This is a genomic window from Cognatazoarcus halotolerans (assembly GCF_009800965.1).
Classification (GTDB): domain Bacteria; phylum Pseudomonadota; class Gammaproteobacteria; order Burkholderiales; family Rhodocyclaceae; genus Cognatazoarcus; species Cognatazoarcus halotolerans.
Genome location: NZ_WUAF01000022.1, coordinates 19,709 through 39,016 on the forward strand (window position 1 = coordinate 19,709; position 19,308 = coordinate 39,016).

18 protein-coding genes are annotated in these 19,308 nt (G+C 65.9%); 8 read left to right on the plus strand and 10 right to left on the minus strand.

What is annotated here, in order from left to right:
* Positions 1-20: 20 nt before the first annotated feature.
* Entirely contained in the window at positions 21-443 is a 423-nt protein-coding gene (mscL, locus tag GQB03_RS19715; RefSeq protein ID WP_159692988.1) for a large conductance mechanosensitive channel protein MscL, read from the minus strand.
* A 201-nt stretch (positions 444-644) separates the two neighbouring features.
* Here mscL and GQB03_RS19720 point away from each other — a divergent pair, with 201 nt between their 5' ends.
* Positions 645-2,255 carry a FecR domain-containing protein gene (locus GQB03_RS19720; protein ID WP_159692990.1) on the plus strand — a complete coding sequence of 537 codons (1,611 nt, stop codon included), beginning with the start codon at positions 645-647 and terminating at the stop codon, positions 2,253-2,255.
* Complete coding sequence (locus tag GQB03_RS19725; protein ID WP_159692992.1) at positions 2,252-4,519, plus strand: CHASE2 domain-containing protein; 2,268 nt, start codon at positions 2,252-2,254, stop codon at positions 4,517-4,519. Before GQB03_RS19720 ends, GQB03_RS19725 begins: the two co-directional genes overlap by 4 nt.
* A 165-nt stretch (positions 4,520-4,684) precedes the next feature.
* Here GQB03_RS19725 and GQB03_RS19730 read toward each other — a convergent pair whose 3' ends face one another.
* Positions 4,685-5,305: a trimeric intracellular cation channel family protein gene (locus GQB03_RS19730; RefSeq protein WP_159692994.1), complete on the minus strand. Its 621-nt coding sequence runs from the start codon at positions 5,303-5,305 to the stop codon at positions 4,685-4,687.
* A gap of 138 nt (positions 5,306-5,443) precedes the next feature.
* Between GQB03_RS19730 and GQB03_RS19735 the strand changes: the two genes are divergently transcribed.
* The gene (locus GQB03_RS19735; RefSeq protein WP_159692996.1) at positions 5,444-6,421 is read left to right on the plus strand and encodes an NAD(P)H-dependent flavin oxidoreductase; all 978 of its coding nucleotides are present in this window, start codon (positions 5,444-5,446) and stop codon (positions 6,419-6,421) included.
* Between the two features lie 201 nt (positions 6,422-6,622).
* Here the strand turns inward: GQB03_RS19735 and GQB03_RS19740 are convergent, their stop codons facing one another.
* The 6 genes from GQB03_RS19740 to arsH form a co-directional block, all read right to left on the minus strand.
* On the minus strand, positions 6,623-7,438 hold the full coding sequence (locus GQB03_RS19740) for an ABC transporter permease subunit (protein WP_159692998.1): 816 nt from the start codon (positions 7,436-7,438) through the stop codon (positions 6,623-6,625).
* The gene (locus tag GQB03_RS19745; RefSeq protein WP_235027146.1) at positions 7,435-8,421 is read right to left on the minus strand and encodes an ABC transporter permease subunit; all 987 of its coding nucleotides are present in this window, start codon (positions 8,419-8,421) and stop codon (positions 7,435-7,437) included. Before GQB03_RS19745 ends, GQB03_RS19740 begins: the two co-directional genes overlap by 4 nt.
* On the minus strand, positions 8,376-9,491 hold the full coding sequence (locus tag GQB03_RS19750; RefSeq protein WP_159693000.1) for an ABC transporter ATP-binding protein: 1,116 nt from the start codon (positions 9,489-9,491) through the stop codon (positions 8,376-8,378). Before GQB03_RS19750 ends, GQB03_RS19745 begins: the two co-directional genes overlap by 46 nt.
* 14 nt (positions 9,492-9,505) lie before the next feature.
* Positions 9,506-10,597: a polyamine ABC transporter substrate-binding protein gene (locus GQB03_RS19755; protein WP_235027147.1), complete on the minus strand. Its 1,092-nt coding sequence runs from the start codon at positions 10,595-10,597 to the stop codon at positions 9,506-9,508.
* A 129-nt stretch (positions 10,598-10,726) separates the two neighbouring features.
* The gene (gene nudC / locus GQB03_RS19760; protein ID WP_159693002.1) at positions 10,727-11,497 is read right to left on the minus strand and encodes an NAD(+) diphosphatase; all 771 of its coding nucleotides are present in this window, start codon (positions 11,495-11,497) and stop codon (positions 10,727-10,729) included.
* Between the two features lie 67 nt (positions 11,498-11,564).
* Positions 11,565-12,287, minus strand: a complete 723-nt coding sequence (arsH, locus tag GQB03_RS19765) for an arsenical resistance protein ArsH (protein ID WP_159693004.1) — start codon at positions 12,285-12,287, stop codon at positions 11,565-11,567.
* 266 nt (positions 12,288-12,553) lie between these two features.
* On the opposite strand from arsH, the gene GQB03_RS19770 reads away from it, so the two are divergent.
* Together GQB03_RS19770 and GQB03_RS19775 are read left to right on the plus strand one after the other, a co-directional pair.
* The gene (locus GQB03_RS19770; protein ID WP_159693006.1) at positions 12,554-13,072 is read left to right on the plus strand and encodes a PAS domain-containing protein; all 519 of its coding nucleotides are present in this window, start codon (positions 12,554-12,556) and stop codon (positions 13,070-13,072) included.
* Entirely contained in the window at positions 13,047-14,333 is a 1,287-nt protein-coding gene (locus tag GQB03_RS19775) for a methyl-accepting chemotaxis protein (protein WP_159693008.1), read from the plus strand. Before GQB03_RS19770 ends, GQB03_RS19775 begins: the two co-directional genes overlap by 26 nt.
* Before the next feature lie 176 nt (positions 14,334-14,509).
* On the opposite strand, the gene GQB03_RS19780 is transcribed toward GQB03_RS19775, so the two are convergent.
* Complete coding sequence (locus GQB03_RS19780) at positions 14,510-15,814, minus strand: DUF2325 domain-containing protein (protein ID WP_159693010.1); 1,305 nt, start codon at positions 15,812-15,814, stop codon at positions 14,510-14,512.
* Positions 15,811-16,017, minus strand: a complete 207-nt coding sequence (locus GQB03_RS19785; protein ID WP_159693012.1) for a hypothetical protein — start codon at positions 16,015-16,017, stop codon at positions 15,811-15,813. Before GQB03_RS19785 ends, GQB03_RS19780 begins: the two co-directional genes overlap by 4 nt.
* Positions 16,018-16,288: 271 nt before the next feature.
* On the opposite strand from GQB03_RS19785, the gene GQB03_RS19790 reads away from it, so the two are divergent.
* The 3 genes from GQB03_RS19790 to GQB03_RS19800 are packed head-to-tail and all read left to right on the plus strand — an operon-like array spanning position 16,289 to position 19,302.
* The gene (locus GQB03_RS19790; protein WP_159693014.1) at positions 16,289-17,152 is read left to right on the plus strand and encodes a branched-chain amino acid ABC transporter permease; all 864 of its coding nucleotides are present in this window, start codon (positions 16,289-16,291) and stop codon (positions 17,150-17,152) included.
* Positions 17,152-18,099 carry a branched-chain amino acid ABC transporter permease gene (locus tag GQB03_RS19795; RefSeq protein WP_159693016.1) on the plus strand — a complete coding sequence of 316 codons (948 nt, stop codon included), beginning with the start codon at positions 17,152-17,154 and terminating at the stop codon, positions 18,097-18,099. The genes GQB03_RS19790 and GQB03_RS19795 overlap by 1 nt, the downstream gene beginning before the upstream one ends.
* Before the next feature lie 42 nt (positions 18,100-18,141).
* Complete coding sequence (locus tag GQB03_RS19800; protein ID WP_159693018.1) at positions 18,142-19,302, plus strand: ABC transporter substrate-binding protein; 1,161 nt, start codon at positions 18,142-18,144, stop codon at positions 19,300-19,302.
* The last annotated feature ends 6 nt before the right edge of the window (positions 19,303-19,308 follow it).

Here is a 19,308-nt window from a genome sequence, read left to right on the forward strand (position 1 = left end):
TTTCGGCGCGTTTTTTGTTTTCAGCGTTGCTTGAGCGCGTCGCGGATCTCGCGAAGCAGCACAATGTCTTCCGGGTCTGCAGGGGCCTCGGCGGGTGGTGCATCTTCCTTGCGCTTGAGCGAATTCATCCCCTTGATCGCCATGAAGATGACGAAAGCGATGATCACGAAATCGATCGTGGCATTGATGAATGCGCCGTATTTCACGATCGGCGCGCCGGCTTTCTCGGCGGCTTCCAGAGTGTCGAAGCTCTGCTGGCCCAGGTTCAGGTAAAGCTGCCCGAAATCCACGCCGCCGACCAGTTTGCCAACGATCGGCATCACCACGTCATTCACCAGCGACGAGACGATCTTGCCGAACGCGCCGCCGATGATCACGCCGACAGCCATGTCGACGACGTTGCCCTTGACCGCAAATTCCTTGAATTCCTGAATGAAGCTCATGTTTGACCTCAACTGTTGTTATGCCCGAGCCGTAAACCGTGGGGGCATGGGTTGCTGATGAGTGCTCCCGGTCGTGAGAGCTTGCCCCTGGATGGCAAGAATTTACCGCATGCGAGCTTCATCACGCCACTGGTGACAAGAATTTTACAAGCGCGCGCCTGAAAGTCGTTACTGTTCAAGCAGTCGTCGAGGATTGATCGAATGTCTATCGTATTCAACAAACTGCTTCGTACCCTGGGGCTCACCGTCGCCCTGCTGGCAACCGCCCCTGCCGCCCTGTCCGGTGGCGACGATGTGCTTTATCAGGTCCAGCCGGGCGATACCCTAAGCGAGCTCGGCTACCGTCTGCTCGAGTCTCCACTTGAATGGCGCACGCTGCAGCAGCTGAATCATGTGGCTGATCCGGTCAACATGCCGATCGGAAGCGTGCTGCGCATCCCGGTCCGCATGCTTCGTCCCGTGTCGGGGCGGGCCACCGTGCAGTCGGTGCAGGGCACGGCCACCCTTGATGGAGAGGTGGCAGCGGAGGGGCACACGCTTGGGCAGGGCAGCCAGCTCGAGACCGGCGAGGGCGGATTCGTGACCATCGTCCTGCCTGACGGGTCCCGGATCACCCTGCAGCCCGAGAGCAGCTTGAAGATCCTCAGTCTCGGCAAGTACCGCGGACTGGAAGGCCAGGACGCGCGCTTCGAACTGGATCGGGGCAGGGTGGAAACCTCCGTCGCACCCCAGCGCGGCCCTGCTGCGCGTTATCGGATCCATACGCCGACGGCCGTCATCGGGGTTCGTGGTACCGAGTTCAGGGTGTCGACTGACGTGGTCGAAGCAGTGGACCGGGCTGAAGTGACCGGTGGCATCGTCCGCGTTGGCGCGGACGGACGCGAGGTCAGCGTGCCGGGCGGTTTTGGCGTGGTCGCGGCAAAAGGGCGGCCCCTTGCAGCACCGGTGGCCTTGCTCGCCGCTCCCGACGTGTCCGCCGTGCCGGTGCGTTTCGAGCGCCCGGTGCTGCGTTTCGAGTTTCCGCCGCTCGAAGCGGCCCGCGAATATCGTTTGCAGATCGCGCATGATCAGGCTTTTGCCGAACCGGTCGCTGAAACACGCTTCTCGGGCACCGCGGTGCGGTTGGCGGGTCTTGAGGACGGAGACTACTGGATGAGATTGCGAGGTATCGACGGCGCGGGTCTGGAAGGGCGCAATGCGGATTTCCGGATCGTCCTCAAGGCACGTCCGGAGCCGCCGATCATTCTTGGCCCGGCTAACAATGCCAAGATTCGCGGCGGCTCGGTGGATGTCCAGTGGGCCGAGGCGCCGGGCGCAGGGGCCTATCGTCTCGAGCTTGCCCGTGACCAGTCATTTTCAAACCCCCTCGTCAGAGCGGTCCGACAGGAAGGCACCGGCAAACGGCTTGATCTCGCGCCCGGTGATTATTTCCTGCGTTTGGCGAGCATCCGCGGCGAGGGTGATCAGGGCCCCTGGGGGGATGCCCTGAGGGTACGCATGCGTCCGGCACCCGCTGATCCCGATCCTCCGAAACAGGCCGACGGCAGGCTCCAGCTTTCCTGGCCCGCCGAGCCGGGGCAGCGCTTCGAATACCAGATCGCGCGCGATCGGATGTTCAGTGACATCCTGGTCGCCGAATCGGTTGCCGAACCGCACGCGTCGATACCCGCGCCGCCGCCCGATGCCTATTATCTGAGGGTAAGGGCAATCGACCCCGATGGTTACGTCGGGCCCTATACCGCGCCGCAACGCTTCGTGGTGGCGGCGCCCTTCCCGTGGTGGCTTGGGCTGGTTCCCCTGCTTGCATTGTGAGCAAGGACCGGCCGCTCATAAGCCGTTCGGTTGGTGAATGGCTTTCGGTTCTGGTGGTCTGCGCACTGATCGCGGGCTGTGCGAGCTATTTCGGGTGGTTGTGGCGTATCGATCAGGTCATCTACGACGGCGCCATGTCGATGTCGACACACCATGCCGACGAGGATGTGGTGGTGGTCGCCATCGACGACACCAGCATTGCGCGGATCGGTCGCTGGCCGTGGCCGCGGACGGTGCATGCGGAACTGCTCAATCGATTGCGCGAAGCGGGCTCGGGGCCGGTGGCAGTGGACGTGCTGTTCTCGGAACCTGCGCTGGACGACCATACGGGTGACGAGGCGTTGGCCGACGCGATACGGGCGCATGGCAGGGTCGCGCTGCCGGTGATCCAGGCATCGGTAGCTTCGGGGATCGTCACCGAAGCGCCACCGGCACCGATCTTCGCCGGTGTGGCCGCCGCCATCGGCCACATCCACGTGGAATTCGATCCGGATGGAATTGCCCGCAGCGTCTATCTCTGGGAAGGCCTTGGTCAGGCACGGCATCCACAGCTCGGGCTGGCGCTGCTTGGCCTGGTGGATCCGGTCGCGGCGGCCCGCTACGGGCCGGCACCGACCGAACGGGGTGCGGGCTGGGTGCGTTCGAGCTGGTTGCGCATTCCCTTCGTCGGCGCTCCCGGCAGTTTCACCTACATTTCCTACGTCGATCTACTGGCCGGTCGGGTACCGGCCGAAGCGGTCAGAAACAAGATCGTGCTGATCGGCGCGACGGCCGCGGGCATGGGCGATATCGTGCCCACGCCGACCTCGGGGTTCAGCCGTCCGATGCCCGGTGTCGAGGTGCATGCCAACGTGTTCTCGGCACTGCGCCGCGGTGTGGCAGTTCACAACCTGTCGCCGCTGCCAGTGGCGCTGGGTGCGATGGTCGTGGTATCGCTGCTCATGCTGGCGGTGCTGAGACTGCCGCCACGATATTCGCTCGCGGTCGCCTTTGTCTCCTCGATCTGCGTACTCGGACTGAGCTGGGGTCTGCTCTATTTCGCCTACCTGTGGGTTCCGCCCGCGGGTGCGATTCTGGGGTGCATGCTCGCTTATCCTCTCTGGAGCTGGCGACGCCTCGAGGCCGCGCACCGCTACCTGGACGAAGAGCTCGAGGCATTGCGCAAGGAAAGCAGCCGCTGGAACCTCCCCGAACTCGATTCCGGCTATGCCGGCAACAGCGTGGACCCGCTCGAGACCCGGATCAACCTCGTTCGCGTGGCTGCGGTGCGCCAGCGGCAACTGCGCCGTTTCATCGTCGATACGCTCGAGAACCTGCCGGTGGGGGCCCTGGTGTTGGGCATGAGCGGCAAGGTGCTGTTGCACAACCGGCGCGCGACCGCACTGCTCGGCGCCGATGGCGCGGAGGCGGTCGGATCCACCATCGAGGCGCTGGCCTGGCCTCCCGAGATTGCGATCAAGAACGGTGTGCCCCAACCTCCGCCGGACGGCAAGCCGCTCAGCGTCGAACTCGAGTCGCCCAGCGGCCCCTATCTGCTCGTTTCCGTGGCCGGGCTGTACGATCAGCGCGGCCGCCAGAGCGGCGTGGTGCTCGGTATCGACGACATCACCGCGATGCATGACGTACAGGTCCGGCGCGAAGAAACCATGCACTATCTTTCGCACGACCTGCGAGCGCCGTTGTCGTCGATCATCACCATGGTGGAAGGGGCGCACGCGTTCGATACGCCCCTGCCGGAGCACGAGCAGATGCTCAATCGCGTCGGCCGCTATGCCCGCTCGGCGCTGGATCTCGCCGACAACCTGTTGCGCCTGGTGCGCGCCGAATCGGTCGATGCCCGACAGTTCATCGAACTCGATCTGGCGCTGGTGGCGCAGGAGGCGGTGGATGAGGCCTGGGCTCTGGCCCGGGCGCGGAGCATTACCATCGAGGTGATACCGGAGCTGGGTGAGGAGGTTGAGTACCTCGTGCGTGGCGATCGCAACCTGGTGCGCAGGGCCGTACTCAATCTGCTCACCAATGCGGTCAAGTTCAGCCCGGAAGGCTCGCAGGTAGAAGTGTTCATACGCCGGGGGCGTGGCGGCTGGGAGCTGGCGGTGCGCGATCACGGAGTGGGGATCGATGCGGAGCATCTGCCCCAGCTCTTCCGGCGATTCGGTCGTCTGCCGCAGAAGGGTGTCCGCAGGGTGTCGGGCGTCGGCAGCACCTTCATCATCCGCCTGCCGCTCGCCGAAACCCCGGAGCACGATCGCAAGGCAGCCTGACAGCGCGAATCCCTGTTCGGGATGGAAGCGAGTCACACTCGGAGATTTGCAGCTGCGTGGTCGGTGAATCCGCGTTCGCGAGCCGATCGAGGCCGTGTCGACGCGCGGCGGGTATGCGCGCTCGTATGCGCGGCCGTTCTTGCCGCGGCGGAGGCCGACGACCGCTCAGCGTCGCGCAGAGTAAGTCGGCAAGGCCCAGCGGTTGCGGATCGACAGCAGGCGCAGCAGCAGTACCGTGCCGCCGCCGACGAGTGCGGCGATCCCCGGCGTGACGCCGTTTTCCAGCAGCGCGACCAGCAACAGCGCGCCGCCCCAAGAGGTGGTGGCGTAGAGTTCGCCGGAGAACACCAGCGGGATCTCGTTGCACAGCACGTCGCGGACGATGCCGCCGAACACGCCGGTGATCACCCCCATCATGCTGGCCACCAGCCAGGGCGCGTCGAAGGCCAGCGCGATCTGGGTGCCGCTCACGGTGAACAGCGCCAGGCCGATCGCGTCCGGCAGCATGAAGAGGTTGGGCGGCAGGCGCCAGCGCCGCGCCGCGGCAAAGGTCAGCACGCCGGCGGCCAGGGCGGTGATGAGGAAGGTCTGGTCGGCGATCCAGAACACCTTGCGGTCGAGCAGCAGGTCGCGCAGCGAGCCGCCTCCCAGCGCCGCGGCAAGGGCGATCACCACCATGCCGAAGAGGTCCAGCGGCTTGCGGCCGGCTTCGAGCACACCTGAGGCCGCATTGACCGCCACGCCAGCCAGGCCGATGCCGTAGAGAAGAGTTTCGAGTCCGTGCATGGCGCGCGAGGATACCACGCGTTCATGCACAGCCGTCCGCCCGGTCGTCCGACGAGTAGAGGCGGGGCTCCAATCCATGGCCCGGGGACGTGCTAGATTTGCAGGCCTGTGACAGCCCGAACACAACGAGGAGACAGCATGTCCGTACCCGAGGCATTTCAAGGCCGCATGCGCTTGCCGGTGATTGCCGCGCCGATGTTCCTGGTTTCCGGCCCGGAGCTGGTCCTGGCCGCCTGCCGCAGCGGCGTTGCCGGAACCTTTCCTGCGCTCAACGCGCGCACGCCGGAAATTCTCGACGAGTGGCTGGGCGGTATCGACGGTGGCCTGGCGGCCCAGCGTGAGGCTGCACCCGATGCACCGTGCGCGCCCTACGGCGTCAATCTCATCCTGCACGCCAGCAACCCGCGGGTGAAGCCCGACCTCGAGCTGCTGGTGAAGCACCGCACTCCGTTCGTGATCACCAGTCTCGGGCATCCGGGTGAGGTGGTCGAGGCGGTGAAGAGTTACGGCGGACTGGTATTCTCCGACGTCATTCATGCCTACCACGCGAAAAAGGCGATCGCCGCCGGTGTCGATGGCGTGATCGCGGTTGCCGGTGGCGCCGGCGGCCATGCCGGTACCCAGAGCCCCTTCAGCCTGGTCCGCGAGATCCGCGAGTTCTGGAACGGTACGCTGATTCTCGCGGGCTCGATGTCGGATGGCGCGAGTGTACGCGCGGCCGAGATCATGGGCGCCGACTTTGCCTACATGGGGACGCGCTTCATCGCTACCCGGGAGTCGATGGCGCAGCCGGAATACAAGCAGATGGTGGTTGACAGTGCTGCCGGCGACATCGTCTATACCGACGCGATCTCGGGCACCAACGCCAACTTCATGTGGCCCAGTCTCGAGAAGGCCGGCTTCGATCGCACCCAGCTGTCGATCAGCGTCGGCAAGGGCAAGATCCATGGCATTGCCGACGAGGCCAAGGCCTGGCGGGACGTGTGGAGTGCGGGGCACGGTGTGGCCACCATTCACGACATTCCGAGCGTGGCCGAGCTGGTGGCACGCATGGGCGCCGAATACGATGCCGCGTGCGCCACGCCGCCGAGCAAGGCCTGCGTGCGGCGCCCATAAAGCAAAAGGGCGGCTTGCGCCGCCCCAGCCTGACCGTCCTCTTTGCGCATGCTTGCTTGTGCGCAGGGTTCTTGTGTGGAGAGCATTGTCTCCGTGCGCTGCGGTATGGACTGTGCGCCTTTGCACGCCTGCACCCGCTTGAAGCGTCCTGTGCTCTCTCGATCGTGACCTAAGTCGCGCCGGTCGGGCGTCGGCGCGGCCCTAGTCGGCCCGCACGCGCTTCTTCTGAGAAGACAGCATGGCGTGGTTTGCGGCCAGCACCGCAATCGAGACGATCGCCACGATGATCGTCGCCAGCGCGTTGATCTCGGGCTTGAGTCCGTGGTGCAGCCGCGCAAAGATCAGCACCGGCAGGGTCGTGCTGCCCGGGTCGGAGAGCATTGCAGCGAGCACGAAATCGTCCATCGACAGCGTGAATGTGAGCAGCCATGCCGCGACCAGCGCGGGCGCGATGACCGGTACCGTGACCAGGAAGAACACCTTGAACGGCGGGCAGCCCAGATCGAGTGCCGCCTCTTCGAGCGAGCGGTCCACCTCTCGCAGGCGCGATTGCACCAGCACCGCCGCGTAGGCCGCGCAGAGCGTGGTGTGGGCAGCCCAGATCGCCAGCGCACCGCGCCCGCCGAGGAAGGACAGCGCCGGATGGGTGAACAGCAGCACCAGCGACAGGCCGGTGACCACCTCGGGCATGACCATCGGCGCGGTGGTCATGCCGGCAAAGAAACTGCTGCCGAAATACGGCCGGAAGCGCGCCAGCACGAAGGCCGCGGCGGTACCCACGACCACCGCCGCAGTGGCCGCCAGCGCGCCGATGCGCAGCGACAGCCACACTGCCGACTGGATTTCGCCGTCCTCGAGCAGGGAGCGGTACCAGCGCAGCGAGAAACCGTCGAACTGGGTGGTGATCTCGCCGGAGGTGAAGGAGAACGCCACCAGGCAGAGGATCGGGATGTAGAGGAAGGCGAACACCAGCACGAGCCAGCTGTGTGCGCCCCAACGGCTGCTGCTGCGACTCATGGCTGCTCCTCGGCTTCGCGGCGGCTGGAGCGGTTGAAGACGACGATCGGGGCGATCAGCAGCAGCACCATCACCACCGCCACCGCGGCGGCCATCGGCCAGTCCTGGTTGGGACCGAAATCGTCCCAGATGTTGCGGCCGATCATCTGCACGTCACCGCCGCCGAGCAGATCCGGGATCACGAACTCGCCCACCGCCGGGATGAACACCATCATCGCGCCGGCGATGATGCCGTTGCGCGACAGTGGCAGGGTGACCGACAGGAAGGTGGTGATCGGCCGCGCCCCGAGGTCGCTCGCGGCCTCGAGCAGCCGCTGGTCGAGCTTGACCAGGTTGGCGTATAGCGGCAGCACCATGAACGGTAGGTAGCTATAGATCATGCCGGTCAGCACCGCGCCGGTGTTGTAGAGCAGCGGCAGCGGCGTGTCGATGATGCCGAGGCCCAGCAGCAGCTGGTTGATGAGGCCCACCTCGCTGCTGTCGAGCAGGCCCATCCATGCGTACACCCGTAGCAGGAAGGAGGTCCAGAAGGGCAGCATCACCATCATCAGCAGCACGTTGCGCACCGACTCGCGCGAGCGTGCGATGTGGTAGGCGAAGGGATAGCCGATGAGCAGGCAGCACAAGGTCGTGAGGGTAGCGAGCAACAGCGAGTTGCCGTAGGCCTGCAGGTAGAGCAGGTCCGCACCGTCCTCGCCGATCGAGCCGAGTTCGTCGGCCAGCCGGCGGAAGCTGGAGAGATCAGGGACGAGTTCGACGCCGTGCCCGTCCTCAGTGGCGTGCAGCGGCGATACATAGGGCGGGATCGCCAGATCCGCGGTGGACAGGCTGACGTTGACGATCAGCGCAAAGGGCAGCAGGAAGAACAGCAGCAGCCACGCCCAGGGCAGCATGCCGACCCAGAAGCGCCCGCGCAGCATGAACGGCCGCCGCCCGCTCATCGGCTCAGCACCACCCCGGCCGGGGCCTTCCAGGACACCCATACGGGGTCGCCCCAGGTCGGCGGCGCGGCATCGCCCCAGCGCGCAGAGGGCACGCTGGCGGTGACGTTGCGACCGCTGGCAAGGCGCACGTGGTAGATCGAATAGCTGCCGAGATAGGCGATGTCGGTCACTTCGCCGGCTGCACGATTGATGAAGCCGCCTTCGCCGTTCTCAGGCTGTTCGCGGCTCAACAGCACCCGCTCGGGGCGCACCGATACCGACACTTCGCTGCCTTGGGAGACGCCCGCGGCCGGGCCGATCGCGATGGGGGTGGGAAAGTCGGGGCAGACCACGCCGCGCGATTCGAGGCGGCCGTTGAACATGTTCGTCTCGCCGATGAACTCGGCGGTGAAGCGGCAGTTCGGGTGTTCGTAGATCTCGTCGGGCGTGCCCACCTGCAGCAGGACGCCGTCGGACATCACGCCGATGCGGTCGGCCATCGTCATGGCCTCTTCCTGGTCGTGGGTGACGATGATGCAGGTCACGCCGACGCGCTCGATCAGGTGCACCAGTTCGAGCTGGGTTTCCTGGCGGATCTTCTTGTCGAGCGCGGCCAGCGGCTCGTCCAGCAACAGCAGCTTGGGCTCCTTGGCCAGGCTGCGCGCGAGCGCGACCCGCTGCTGCTGGCCGCCGGAGAGTTCGTGCGGCTTGCGCCGCGCATAGCGCTGCATCTGCACCAGGTCGAGCATCCTGCCCACCCGCGCGGCGATTGCGTCGCGGGCCAGCTTCGGGCGCTCCTGGCGCAGGCCGAAGGCCACGTTGTCTTCCACCGTGAGGTGCGGGAACAGCGCGTAGGACTGGAACATCATGTTGGTCGGCCGGCGGTGCGGCTGCACCGTGGCGAGGTCTTCGCCATCGAGCACGATGCGTCCGGTGCTCGGCGTCTCGAGCCCGGCGAGCATGCGCAGCAGGGTGGATTTGCCACAGCCGGAGCTTCCCAGCAGGGCGAAGATCTCCTTGCGGGCGATGCCGAGCGAGACGTCGCGCACCACGTGGTTGTCGCCAAAGCGCTTGTTCACGCTCTCGATGCGCAGGTAAGGCGCCTCGCCGCCCGGTTGCTGTGCCTCCATCGCGGTCCCGGGGATCAGTTGGCGGTCTTGAAGCGGCTCAGCGCGCGGGTGAGCTCGCGCTGCACATCCTTGGTCAGCACCGGCTTGGGATGCAGCACTGCCTTGAGGTCGGCCGGTACGTTGATCATCGGATTGTCGGTGAGCGACTTGGACATCAGCGGCAGCGCGGCGGTGTTGGCACTGATGTAGAAGGTCTCGTTGGAGATCTTCGAGATCACCTTCGGGTCCATCATCGCGTTGATCCAGGCATGGGCATTGGCGACGTGCTGCGCATCCTTGGGGATCGCCATCACGTCAACCGACATCATCGCCCCGGTGCGCGGGATGATGTACTGCACCTTCACACCTGTGTTCGATTCCTTGGCGCGGTCGCCGGCGATCATCGCATCGCCCGAGAACATCATCGCCACGCACACGCTGCCCTTGGCGACCAGGTCGATCGGCGAGGAGTTGAAGGTGCGCACGTTCTTGCGCGCCGGGCGGATCTGCTCGACCGCGGCGCGGATGTCGGCCGGCGCCATCTTGGTGGTGTCCTTGCCGGCGTAGAGCATTGCCGCCGGCACCAGGTCGCTGGCCTCGTCCATCATCGAGATGCCGCAATCCTTGAGCTTGTCGGTCACCTTGGGGTCGAAGAGCAGATCCCAGGCGTTGTCGGGCAGCTTGCCGCCCAGGGCCTTGGTGACCTTGTCGACGTTGATCGCCACTCCGGTGGTGAACCACATGTAGGGCACCAGGTACTGGTTGCCCGGATCGGCGGCGCCGAGCGCCTTGAGGATCACCGGGTCGATGTTCTTGAGGTTGGGCAGCTTGCTCTTGTCGAGCGGCTGGAAGATGCCCGCCTGGATCTGCTTGCCGGCGTACTCCACGCTCGGGTAGACCACGTCGTAGCCGCTGCCGCCGGTCAGCAGCTTGGCCTGCAGCGTTGCATTGCTGTCGTAGAGGTCGTACTTGACCTTGATGCCGGTCGCCTTCTCGAAGGCCGGGATGGTGTCTTCGGCGATGTAGTCGTTCCAGTTGTAGACGTTGAGCGTCTTGTCTTCGGCCGCGGTGGCCGAGAACGAGAGCACGGTGAGCGCTGCCGCCAGCATCGTAAAGTGGAATTTCATGCACTACCTCCGAGAAAACCCGTCATTGCCACCGTTCGTGATGGCTTCGAAGATGTATCTTCTGTCAAACGCAGCATTGTGCCGTGCACAACAATCTGGTCAAGCCCGTGCTGCACCGTCGATCGGTTTTCACTCGCCGGCAAGTGCCGCGTCAATGAGACGGCGGGCAATGCTGACCCGATCCGGCAGCAAGGGCAGTGCCTCGCCCGAAAACCAGTCGGCGGCTTCGATTTCGTCGAGGTCGGGCGTCAGCGTCCCACCTGCGTAATCGGCAAAAAAAGCCACCATCAGCGAATTGGGGAATGGCCAGGGCTGGCTGCGGAAGTAGCGCAGGTTGGCGATCTCGATACCGACTTCCTCCCGCACCTCGCGCACCGCGCATTCCTCCAGCGTCTCGCCGGGTTCGACGAAACCCGCCAGTGCGCTGAACACGCCCGGCTTGAAATGCGGGCTGCGCGCCAGCAGCAGCCTGTCGCCATCGCGTACCAGCACCATCACCGCGGGTGAAATCCGGGGATAGGCGACCAGTCCGCAGTCGGGGCACTGCATCGCGAATTCGCCGCTCTTCATCGCGGTGGCGGTGCCGCAGCGACCGCAGAAGCGGTGCTGCGCCTGCCAGTCGAGCAACTGGTTGGCCCGGCCGGCAAGGGCAAAGACCTGGTCGCCGGCGAGCCTGAAAATCGATCGCAGGGGCGTCGCCTCGGCGGCGATTCCGGCGGGGAACTCCGCCACGTCGGCCGCGTAGCAGGGCAGCCCGGCAAGTTTGCCGACGAGGATTGCGCGCTCGGGCGCGCCGAAGTCGGCCGCGCGGCCCAGCGGGAAGATCTGGCCGTCGGCGTCGCCCACGGTGGTCAACAGGAGTTGCCCGCAGCGAAGAATCCAGAATCCGGGAGTGTTCATGGTGGCTGCCGAAATGCGTGTTGGACGAAAGCCGGGATCTTAAGGGATTGTCGCCTCCCCACCCGGCCTACAGGCTTGCCTGGTTCACCCGCCGCGACAATTCCTCCGCACTCTCCTTGCGCTCGCTGTAGCGCTCCACCAGGTAGGCGCCCACGTCGCGGGTCAACAGGGTGAACTTGACCAGTTCCTCCATCACGTCGACCACCCGGTCGTAATAGGCCGATGGCTTCATGCGGTCGGCGTCGTCGAATTCGAGAAAGGCCTTGGCCACCGAGGACTGGTTGGGGATCGTCAGCATGCGCATCCAGCGTCCCAGCACGCGCATTTGGTTGACCGCGTTGAAGGACTGCGAGCCGCCGCTGACCTGCATCACCGCGAGAGTCTTGCCCTGGGTGGGGCGCACGGCACCGACCGACAGCGGAATCCAGTCTATCTGGGTCTTCATGATGCCGGTCATGGCACCGTGGCGTTCCGGCGAACACCACACCATGCCTTCGGCCCAAAGGGTCAGTTCGCGCAGCTCCACTACTTTTGGATGCGTCTCCGGTGCGTCGTCCGGCAGTGGCAAGCCGCTCGGGTTGAAGATCCGGACCTCGGCGCCCATCGCGCGCAGCAGCCGTGCGGCTTCCTCGGTCAGCAGACGGCTGAATGAGCGCTTGCGCAGTGAGCCGTACAGCAAGAGGATGCGTGGCGGATGCATGCTGCTCTGTCCGGCCCGCAATTGCGCGGGGTCGGGTACCCGGAAAAGGTCGGCTTGGATGTTGGGAAGCTCGTGGAGATGTTCGGGCATGGCTCGGATCGGCGGCTGGTCGGAATCGGTCAAAGTATCTCCCATGCAGCGGACGTCGCGAAACCGTGTTGCCGTGGTGCGCACCGGCCGCCGGCTCGCGCAGGCGAAGGGCGGTGTCCCGATCGGGGCGCCTGCCGGCCGACTTCCGGATCGGCGGCCTGCGCTGCCTGCCCCAAGGGTGCTTTTGATGCACTTTTAATGCGCTGTTTTTTCTCAAGTTTTTGACTTGAGAGTCGTTGTTCCTGCGGAGACAGAAGGGGGAGCACATGAAAAGAGCCATTGTGCCGACACAGGCCGAGCGGGTGATGCGGGACGATGATTTCATCGTTTCCAAGACCGACCCGAAAGGCATCATCACTTACGGCAATCCGATCTTCGTCGAGTTTTCCGGTTACACCGAAGACGAGCTCATCGGCACCCAGCACAACATCATCCGTCACCCGGACATGCCGCGCTCGGCCTTCAAGCTGGCGTGGGACACCATCGCCTCGGGCAGGGAGTTCTTTGCGTATGTGAAGAACATGTCCAAGGACGGTGGCTTTTACTGGGTGTTTGCCCACATTTCGCCCGACCTCGACGCAGACGGCCGCATCATCGGCTACTCCTCAGTCCGTCGGTGTCCGAAGCGCAGCGCGATCGAAGCGATTGCGGCGGTCTATGCGCGGATGCTCGCCGCCGAGAAAGCCGCCGGAGCCCGGAATGCGATCGCGGCCGGGACGCAGGTGCTGGTGGAGGTGATGAGCCGGGAGGGAATGAGCTATGAAGAACTCGTCTTCGCGGTTTGACCGACGCGTCGTCGTGCTTCTCCTGATCATCGCCGGTGGTGGCGCGGCGTTTTGGCTGGCGTGGGTCGGGGCCGTGACGCTCGGCGCCGCGGCGGCCGTGCTGATGTGGCCCGATCGTGCGCGGCGCAGCGAACTCGCCGAACTCGATACCCTGCTGCAGGCAGTGGGCGCGGGGCGGCTGACCAATCGTCTTCCGCACGCGTTTGCAGACCCCACGCTCGAAGTCATGCGTGTCAATTTGAACTCGGCGCTGGACCAGACCGAAACGGCGTTTCGCGAAATACTCGGAGGAATGGATGCCGGCACCAGCCACCGCCACTGGCGCCGGCTGCAGACCACCGGCCTGCACGGCATCTTCTCGCGGGTGCTTGACCAGATGCAGGGCATGCTCGACGGTCTCGAGGCCGCCCAGGTCACGGTGGCGCGCGAGGCCTTGCTGTCGCGCATCTTCATGCGCTCGGAAAAGGGCTTGTCGAAGGCCATCCGGCAGGTCAGCCAGTCGCTCGGCGATGTCAGCAACCAGGCCAGCGAATCGGGTGCCATCGCCAATGCCTTTTCCCGTTCGGCCCAGACCATGTCGGAGGCGGCCGAACGCATGTCCGCCGCCCTCGGACAGGCCGAGAGTTCGGCCAGTCACGGTACCCATGCGGTCGCCGACCTGTCGGCCAAAGCCGAGGCGATCCGCAGCTTTACCGGCAACATCGACAACATCGCCAAACAGACCAATCTGCTGGCCTTGAATGCCTCGATCGAAGCGGCGCGCGCGGGGGAGTCCGGTCGCGGTTTCGCCGTGGTGGCCGACGAAGTGCGCTCGCTTGCGGACGAATCGAAGCGCTCGGCGGAGGAGATCGCCCGGGCCATCAATGCGATGGGTGAGTCGATGAGTTCGGCGATTGCGCAGATCGGCCAGCTTAGCGGGGCGGTCTCGCAGGCACGTCAAACCGCCGACGAATTCGGCCAGGAGCTTGCGGAGTCGGCGACCTCGGCACGCAAGGTCGGCGCCATGACGGCAAATATCGCCACGGGCGCCGATGCGATGGAGTCGTCGATGAAGGTCGTCGCCATGGCGCAGAAAGCGCGCGCCGACGCCAACCAGATCATCAACGGAGAATCGGTCGAATCGCTCGAGCTCACCGACATGGAACTCGAAGCGGTCAGGATTGCGGCGAACCGGCGCTGGATCAGGGACGATGGCGATCAGAAACAGATCATCGAAATCTACGAGCGGCTGTTCGCCCATCTCGAGGAGCAGATGCGCTGAGGCATCCCGCCTCGCGCGCTGCCGCGGGGCGTCCGGGTGCGGCCCCCGGCGGCAGGCGATGCGTTCGAGGTGACCGGCGCGCACCGCCGGACGGATGTTCGCAGTAGCCGATCGTGACATTCCTCTCTGCCTGCCCGACGTGGGCCGGCTCACCGAAGTCACCGGCGCGAGCCGCGCTATGGTTCGTCCGTCACGACCGGGCTGGGTTGAATGGCGGTTTCCGGGGATTTGCCAAGGCTGTATTCGCCGCGCGCGAGTCGGGTCATTGCACAGGCAAAGCCGCTGACGCCCGATCCAGTAAAGAACAGGCAGGGTTTGCCGGTGCGCTTGCAGTGGCGTTTGATCTGGTAATAGGCGACATGGCTGACACAGTCGGTCGGACACAGCACTGCGTCGGCGCCGCCGATGAGTTCGGGCAGCCTGGCGAGACCCTGCTCCAGGCCGCCGTCGTGATACAGCAGGCGGACCCCGAGCCGCTCGGCGAGTTGCCGGTACTGGGTCACCAGCGAGTTGCGACCGCCGACGTAGAGCACGCAACCGTGCGGCGGGCCGAGCGGGCAGGCGCCGCAGCCGCCATGCGCGGCATCGGTGCCGGTGCTGCGGTTGATCGTGAGCAGAAAGTCCTCGAGCGTCTCCAGCTCGGCTTGTGCCGCATCGCGCGCCTTGTGAGCCGCGGCCAGCTCGGTGCGCAGGGCAGCCAGAGTCTCGTCCAGCCCCGTCGCCCGGCGGGCGGCCCTTACCAGGCCTTCGTGGGAGACCTGCATGGCCGTCATGCGGCGGCCCAGGTCGACCATGATCTGACCCGATTCGAAGGCTTCGAGGCGGCGACGAAGATCGGCAAGGCCGGCGAGTGCCTCGTCACGCTCGGCCAATTGATGCGCCGAGGCGGCAAGCGCGGTGTCGCGCTTGGCGAGTTGCCGCTGATAGCGCGCGCGTTCGTCGGCAAGGGTTCGGCGCAGCGTCGCGGCTTCCTGTTCGAGTTCGGCCAGTCGGCGGCTGTCGGCGGCCTGCCCGGCGCCGACCTGGTGCGAGAGCATGTGGACGTCGGCGAAGGCGATGTCGCGGGTTTCCGCGGAAGTCGCCTTGTGGCTGTACAACGCCCATAGCGGGCCAGCCACCTGGCCTCCCGACAGGCAGCGCTTCCAGGTTTGCCGAACCGCTTCGTCGGTGCGCAGTGCGGCGAAGCGATCGACCGACAGTTTGTAGCGTTTGTCGAGCAGACGCTGCAGTCCCTCCGACACCGGATTGCGGCTGAGAGACCAGTTGACCGCTTCGACGTGGGTGTCGAACACGTCGGCCGCGGACGCGGTGAAGCCGAAGCGGTGGGCGATCTTGCGCAGTTCTTCTGCGGGGATGCAGGTGCCGATCAGCGGGCAATGATGCTTTTCCTCGAGTTCCCACAGCTTGCGACGCTTTGGGCCGGTCGCCGTCGCGAGGCCAGGCGTGCCGGCCGCGGGCGACGTGGTGCGATCATTCGTCATGCACATGTGCGGGCACTGTCCGGGGTGTCGCGAAGGGCTTCGCCGGCCGCGTCGAACAGCGCGCGGCTTCCTGCGTCGATATTTTCGTCGTCGGCGAGCCGGTCGAGCAGGTCGGCTGCACGGTGGGCTGCATGTGGGCAGCCGGTGTGCCAGTGGGTGAGCACCTGGGTCAGGGCGCCGACATAGAGCGGATTCGGGTTCATTTCGGACTCCTTGGAGCGTGGGGCGGATTCTGGCAGGGGGGCCGGGGGGCCCGGGTGTTCATTGCAGGCTGCCGAACAGCGTCGCCCACAGGAGCAGGGCGACGATGCCGGTCGTGAGAAACATGCTGCGCATCGGGGGCGTGTCTCCTGAGATCGGTCGTGGGGAACTCTAACTGACCAGAAATATAAAGTAAACGAGAATCATTCGTATTTGTGGGGCAATGATGTCGAATCCGCTGCAGCTCGCCCGCGAACGGTTATTCTCGCGGCCATGTTCGCGCAAGTTCTCACCAGTGGCATCGCGACCGGCTGCGTCTATGGGCTGGTTGCGCTGTCTTTCGTACTGATCTACAAGGCGACCGGAACGGTGAGTTTCATGCAGGGCGAGTTGCTCATGCTCGGAGCCTTCGCCGCCGTATTTGCGCATGACGGCCTTGGCTGGCCGCTTTTGCTGGCGTTTGCGGGGGCGGTGGCGGCGATGTTCGCGCTCGGTGCGCTGCTCGAGCGGAGCGTGTTGCGACGGGCGATCGGGCAAGCCCATCTCACCGCGCTGCTGCTGACCTTCGGTCTCGGCATGGTGCTGCGTGGCGCGGTCACCGCGGTGCCGGCCGCTACCCACGAGATGCACCGCCTGCCGCTGCCCTTCGCCGGAGAGCACATCGCGTTCGGCGCGGTGGTGGTGGCCGGCGAACACCTCGTGGTGATCCTTGCCACCGCGCTGCTGTGCCTCGGCCTCGGCCTGTTCTTCCGCTTCAGCCGGGCCGGGCTGGCGCTGCGGGCCTGCTCGGAGAATCCGCGCGTGGCGGCGCTGATGGGGGTGTCGGTGAATGGCATGCATACGCTCGCCTGGGCGCTCGGCGCCGCATTGGCCGCCTGCGCCGGCCTGCTGCTGGCGCCGATGACCTTCGTCTTCCCGGGCATGGGGCTGATCGCGCTGAAGGCCTTTCCGGCCGCGGTGCTGGGAGGCATGAGCAGTCTAGCCGGGGCGCTGGCGGGCGGGCTCTTCCTCGGCGTGGTCGAGGCTATCGCGGGGCTGTACCTGCCCGAAGGGGTCAAGGATGCAACCGCGTACGCGCTGCTGCTGGTGGCGCTGCTGGTGTTTCCGCGCGGCCTGTTCGTAACGAGGGGCGCGTGATGAAGGCGCTGCTGACGGCCGCGGTACTGGGAATGGTGGCGGTCGCCCTGCTCGGTGCGGACTATGCGCTCAGTCAGTCCGCCTTCGTCGCGACTTGGGCGATCGCCGGCCTGGGCCTCAGTCTGATCGTCGGTCAGGCGGGGCAGATCTCGCTCGGCCATGGGGCCTTTCTGGGAATCGGCGCCTATGTCGAAGGCCTGCTTGCGGTGGCCGGCTGGCCACCTTGGGTCTCGGCACCGGCTGCCGTCGCGCTGGCCGCGGCCGCAGGCTGGGTGGCGAGCCTGCCCGGACGGCGGCTCGGCGGCATGGCTTTCGCCATGAGCACGCTGGCGATTGCGCTGCTGGTGGAAGAGGGCCTGGTGCGCTGGGAAAGCGTCACCGGCGGCGCCGCCGGGCTTGCGGTTCCGTCGCTGCGAATCGCCGGGCAGGTGATCAGCGGCCCGCTCGGACAGTCCCTGGTCAGCACGGCCTTGCTGATCGTCGCATACGCCTGCTGCCGACGCTGGGTCGCCTCGCGCATCGGGCGGGCCTGGCGGGCGGTGCGCGAGGATGAGGCCGCGGCGGCGGCGGTGGGCATCGATTGCGGCGCGCTGCGCAGCCTGGCCTTCGTACTTGGTGCCGGTCTGGCCGGGCTGGCCGGGGTGCTGTACGCGCACTGGCTGGCCTACCTGAGCCCGGAACAGTTCGGCCTGCAGCTTTCCTTCGAACTCCTCATGCTGGTCTTCATCGGCGGCGCGGCGCGGCTCGCCGGGGCGCTGTGGGGCGCGGCGGTGATCGTTGCCCTGCCCCAGCTGATCTCGCTGTTCACCGATGCGCTGCCGGCGCGCTGGGGTAGCGCATCGGGTGTCGAAACCTTGGCCTTCGGGCTGCTGATCGTGCTGATCATCCTGCTGCGGCCGGCAGGCATTGCAGGCGAGCGGCGACAAGCGGGTCGCGAGGCGGGATAATCTTCCCGGCTTGCAGCGCATTACAACGACAGAGAGACGACGATGAAGAAACTCCTCGCCCTGCTGGGCACCTGCCTGGCACTGGCCTGCGCTGGCGCCACCGCCGCCACGCCCGGCGTCACCGCCGAGCAGATCCGTGTGGCCACCATCCAGGACCTGTCCGGCCCGATCGCGATCCTCGGCGCACCGATCCGCGACGGCATGGCGATGCGCTTCGACGAGGAAAACGACCGTGGCGGCATCTTCGGTCGCAAGCTGCGTCTCGTCGTGGAGGACAGCGGCTACGATCCCAAGAAGGCGGTGCTGGCGACCCGCAAGCTGCTGCAGCGCGATGGCGTGTTTGCCTTCCTCGGCGATCTCGGCACCCCGGTGGTGATGGCCACCATGCCGCTCATCATCGAGGCCGGGCGGCCCCACATGTTCCCGTTCTCGCCACATGCGGCCACCTACCAGCCGCTCGATCCGCTCAAGTTCCAGCTCTTCGCGCCCTACCAGGACTACATGAACGCAGCGGTACGGCAAATGGTGACCAGCAACGGCTACAAGCGCGTCGGCCTGCTGTACCAGGACGACGATTACGGCCTCGAGGTCATGAAGGGCGTCGAGGCGGGGCTCGCGCAGCTCGGCCAGAAGCTCGTCGAGAAGACCAGCTACAAGCGCGGCGCCACCGATTTCGCCAGCCAGATCGCACGTCTGCGCGCCGCCGGCTGCGACCTGGTGGTGCTCGCCACGGTGGTGCGCGAGACTGTCGGTGCGGTTAGCGAGGCGCGCAAGGTGGGCTGGAACGTGGACATGCTGGTCACCGCTTCGGGCTATTCGGCACAGACTCACGAACTGGGCGGCAAGGCGATGGAAGGCCTCTACGGGGTGAGCGTGATGCCGCACCCCTACGCGGCTGGTGCGAATGACCGCCTGTTCGAATGGATCGAGCGTTACCGCACCCGTTACGATGCCGACCCCAACGTGTGGAGCGTGATGGGCTACAACGTCGCTGACGTGTTCATCCAGGGGCTGCGCGGCGCCGGCCGCGATCTCACCGTCGAGCGCTTCGTGCATGCCATGGAAGGCCTCTCCACCACCCGGGATTTCTTCGGCGGACCGGCCTATCATTTCAGCGCGCAGGACCACCTCGGCAACCGCCACGGGCGCCTTGCGCGCATCGAAGGCGGCAAGTGGGTGCTGATCAGTGACTACCTCAAGTAAGCTGGG

What these genes read in the sequence shown, in the direction of transcription:
- GQB03_RS19730 (WP_159692994.1), bottom strand. Translation starts at nt 5,305, where the DNA reads ATGCACGGACTCGAAACTCTTCTCTACGGCATCGGCCTGGCTGGCGTG.
- mscL (WP_159692988.1), bottom strand. Translation starts at nt 443, where the DNA reads ATGAGCTTCATTCAGGAATTCAAGGAATTTGCGGTCAAGGGCAACGTC.
- GQB03_RS19790 (WP_159693014.1), top strand. Translation starts at nt 16,289, where the DNA reads ATGTTCGCGCAAGTTCTCACCAGTGGCATCGCGACCGGCTGCGTCTAT.
- GQB03_RS19750 (WP_159693000.1), bottom strand. Translation starts at nt 9,491, where the DNA reads ATGGAGGCACAGCAACCGGGCGGCGAGGCGCCTTACCTGCGCATCGAG.
- GQB03_RS19795 (WP_159693016.1), top strand. Translation starts at nt 17,152, where the DNA reads ATGAAGGCGCTGCTGACGGCCGCGGTACTGGGAATGGTGGCGGTCGCC.
- GQB03_RS19735 (WP_159692996.1), top strand. Translation starts at nt 5,444, where the DNA reads ATGTCCGTACCCGAGGCATTTCAAGGCCGCATGCGCTTGCCGGTGATT.
- nudC (WP_159693002.1), bottom strand. Translation starts at nt 11,497, where the DNA reads ATGAACACTCCCGGATTCTGGATTCTTCGCTGCGGGCAACTCCTGTTG.
- GQB03_RS19800 (WP_159693018.1), top strand. Translation starts at nt 18,142, where the DNA reads ATGAAGAAACTCCTCGCCCTGCTGGGCACCTGCCTGGCACTGGCCTGC.
- arsH (WP_159693004.1), bottom strand. Translation starts at nt 12,287, where the DNA reads ATGCCCGAACATCTCCACGAGCTTCCCAACATCCAAGCCGACCTTTTC.
- GQB03_RS19740 (WP_159692998.1), bottom strand. Translation starts at nt 7,438, where the DNA reads ATGAGTCGCAGCAGCAGCCGTTGGGGCGCACACAGCTGGCTCGTGCTG.
- GQB03_RS19775 (WP_159693008.1), top strand. Translation starts at nt 13,047, where the DNA reads ATGAAGAACTCGTCTTCGCGGTTTGACCGACGCGTCGTCGTGCTTCTC.
- GQB03_RS19780 (WP_159693010.1), bottom strand. Translation starts at nt 15,814, where the DNA reads ATGACGAATGATCGCACCACGTCGCCCGCGGCCGGCACGCCTGGCCTC.
- GQB03_RS19745 (WP_235027146.1), bottom strand. Translation starts at nt 8,421, where the DNA reads ATGGGTGTCCTGGAAGGCCCCGGCCGGGGTGGTGCTGAGCCGATGAGC.
- GQB03_RS19785 (WP_159693012.1), bottom strand. Translation starts at nt 16,017, where the DNA reads ATGAACCCGAATCCGCTCTATGTCGGCGCCCTGACCCAGGTGCTCACC.
- GQB03_RS19770 (WP_159693006.1), top strand. Translation starts at nt 12,554, where the DNA reads ATGAAAAGAGCCATTGTGCCGACACAGGCCGAGCGGGTGATGCGGGAC.
- GQB03_RS19755 (WP_235027147.1), bottom strand. Translation starts at nt 10,597, where the DNA reads ATGAAATTCCACTTTACGATGCTGGCGGCAGCGCTCACCGTGCTCTCG.
- GQB03_RS19720 (WP_159692990.1), top strand. Translation starts at nt 645, where the DNA reads ATGTCTATCGTATTCAACAAACTGCTTCGTACCCTGGGGCTCACCGTC.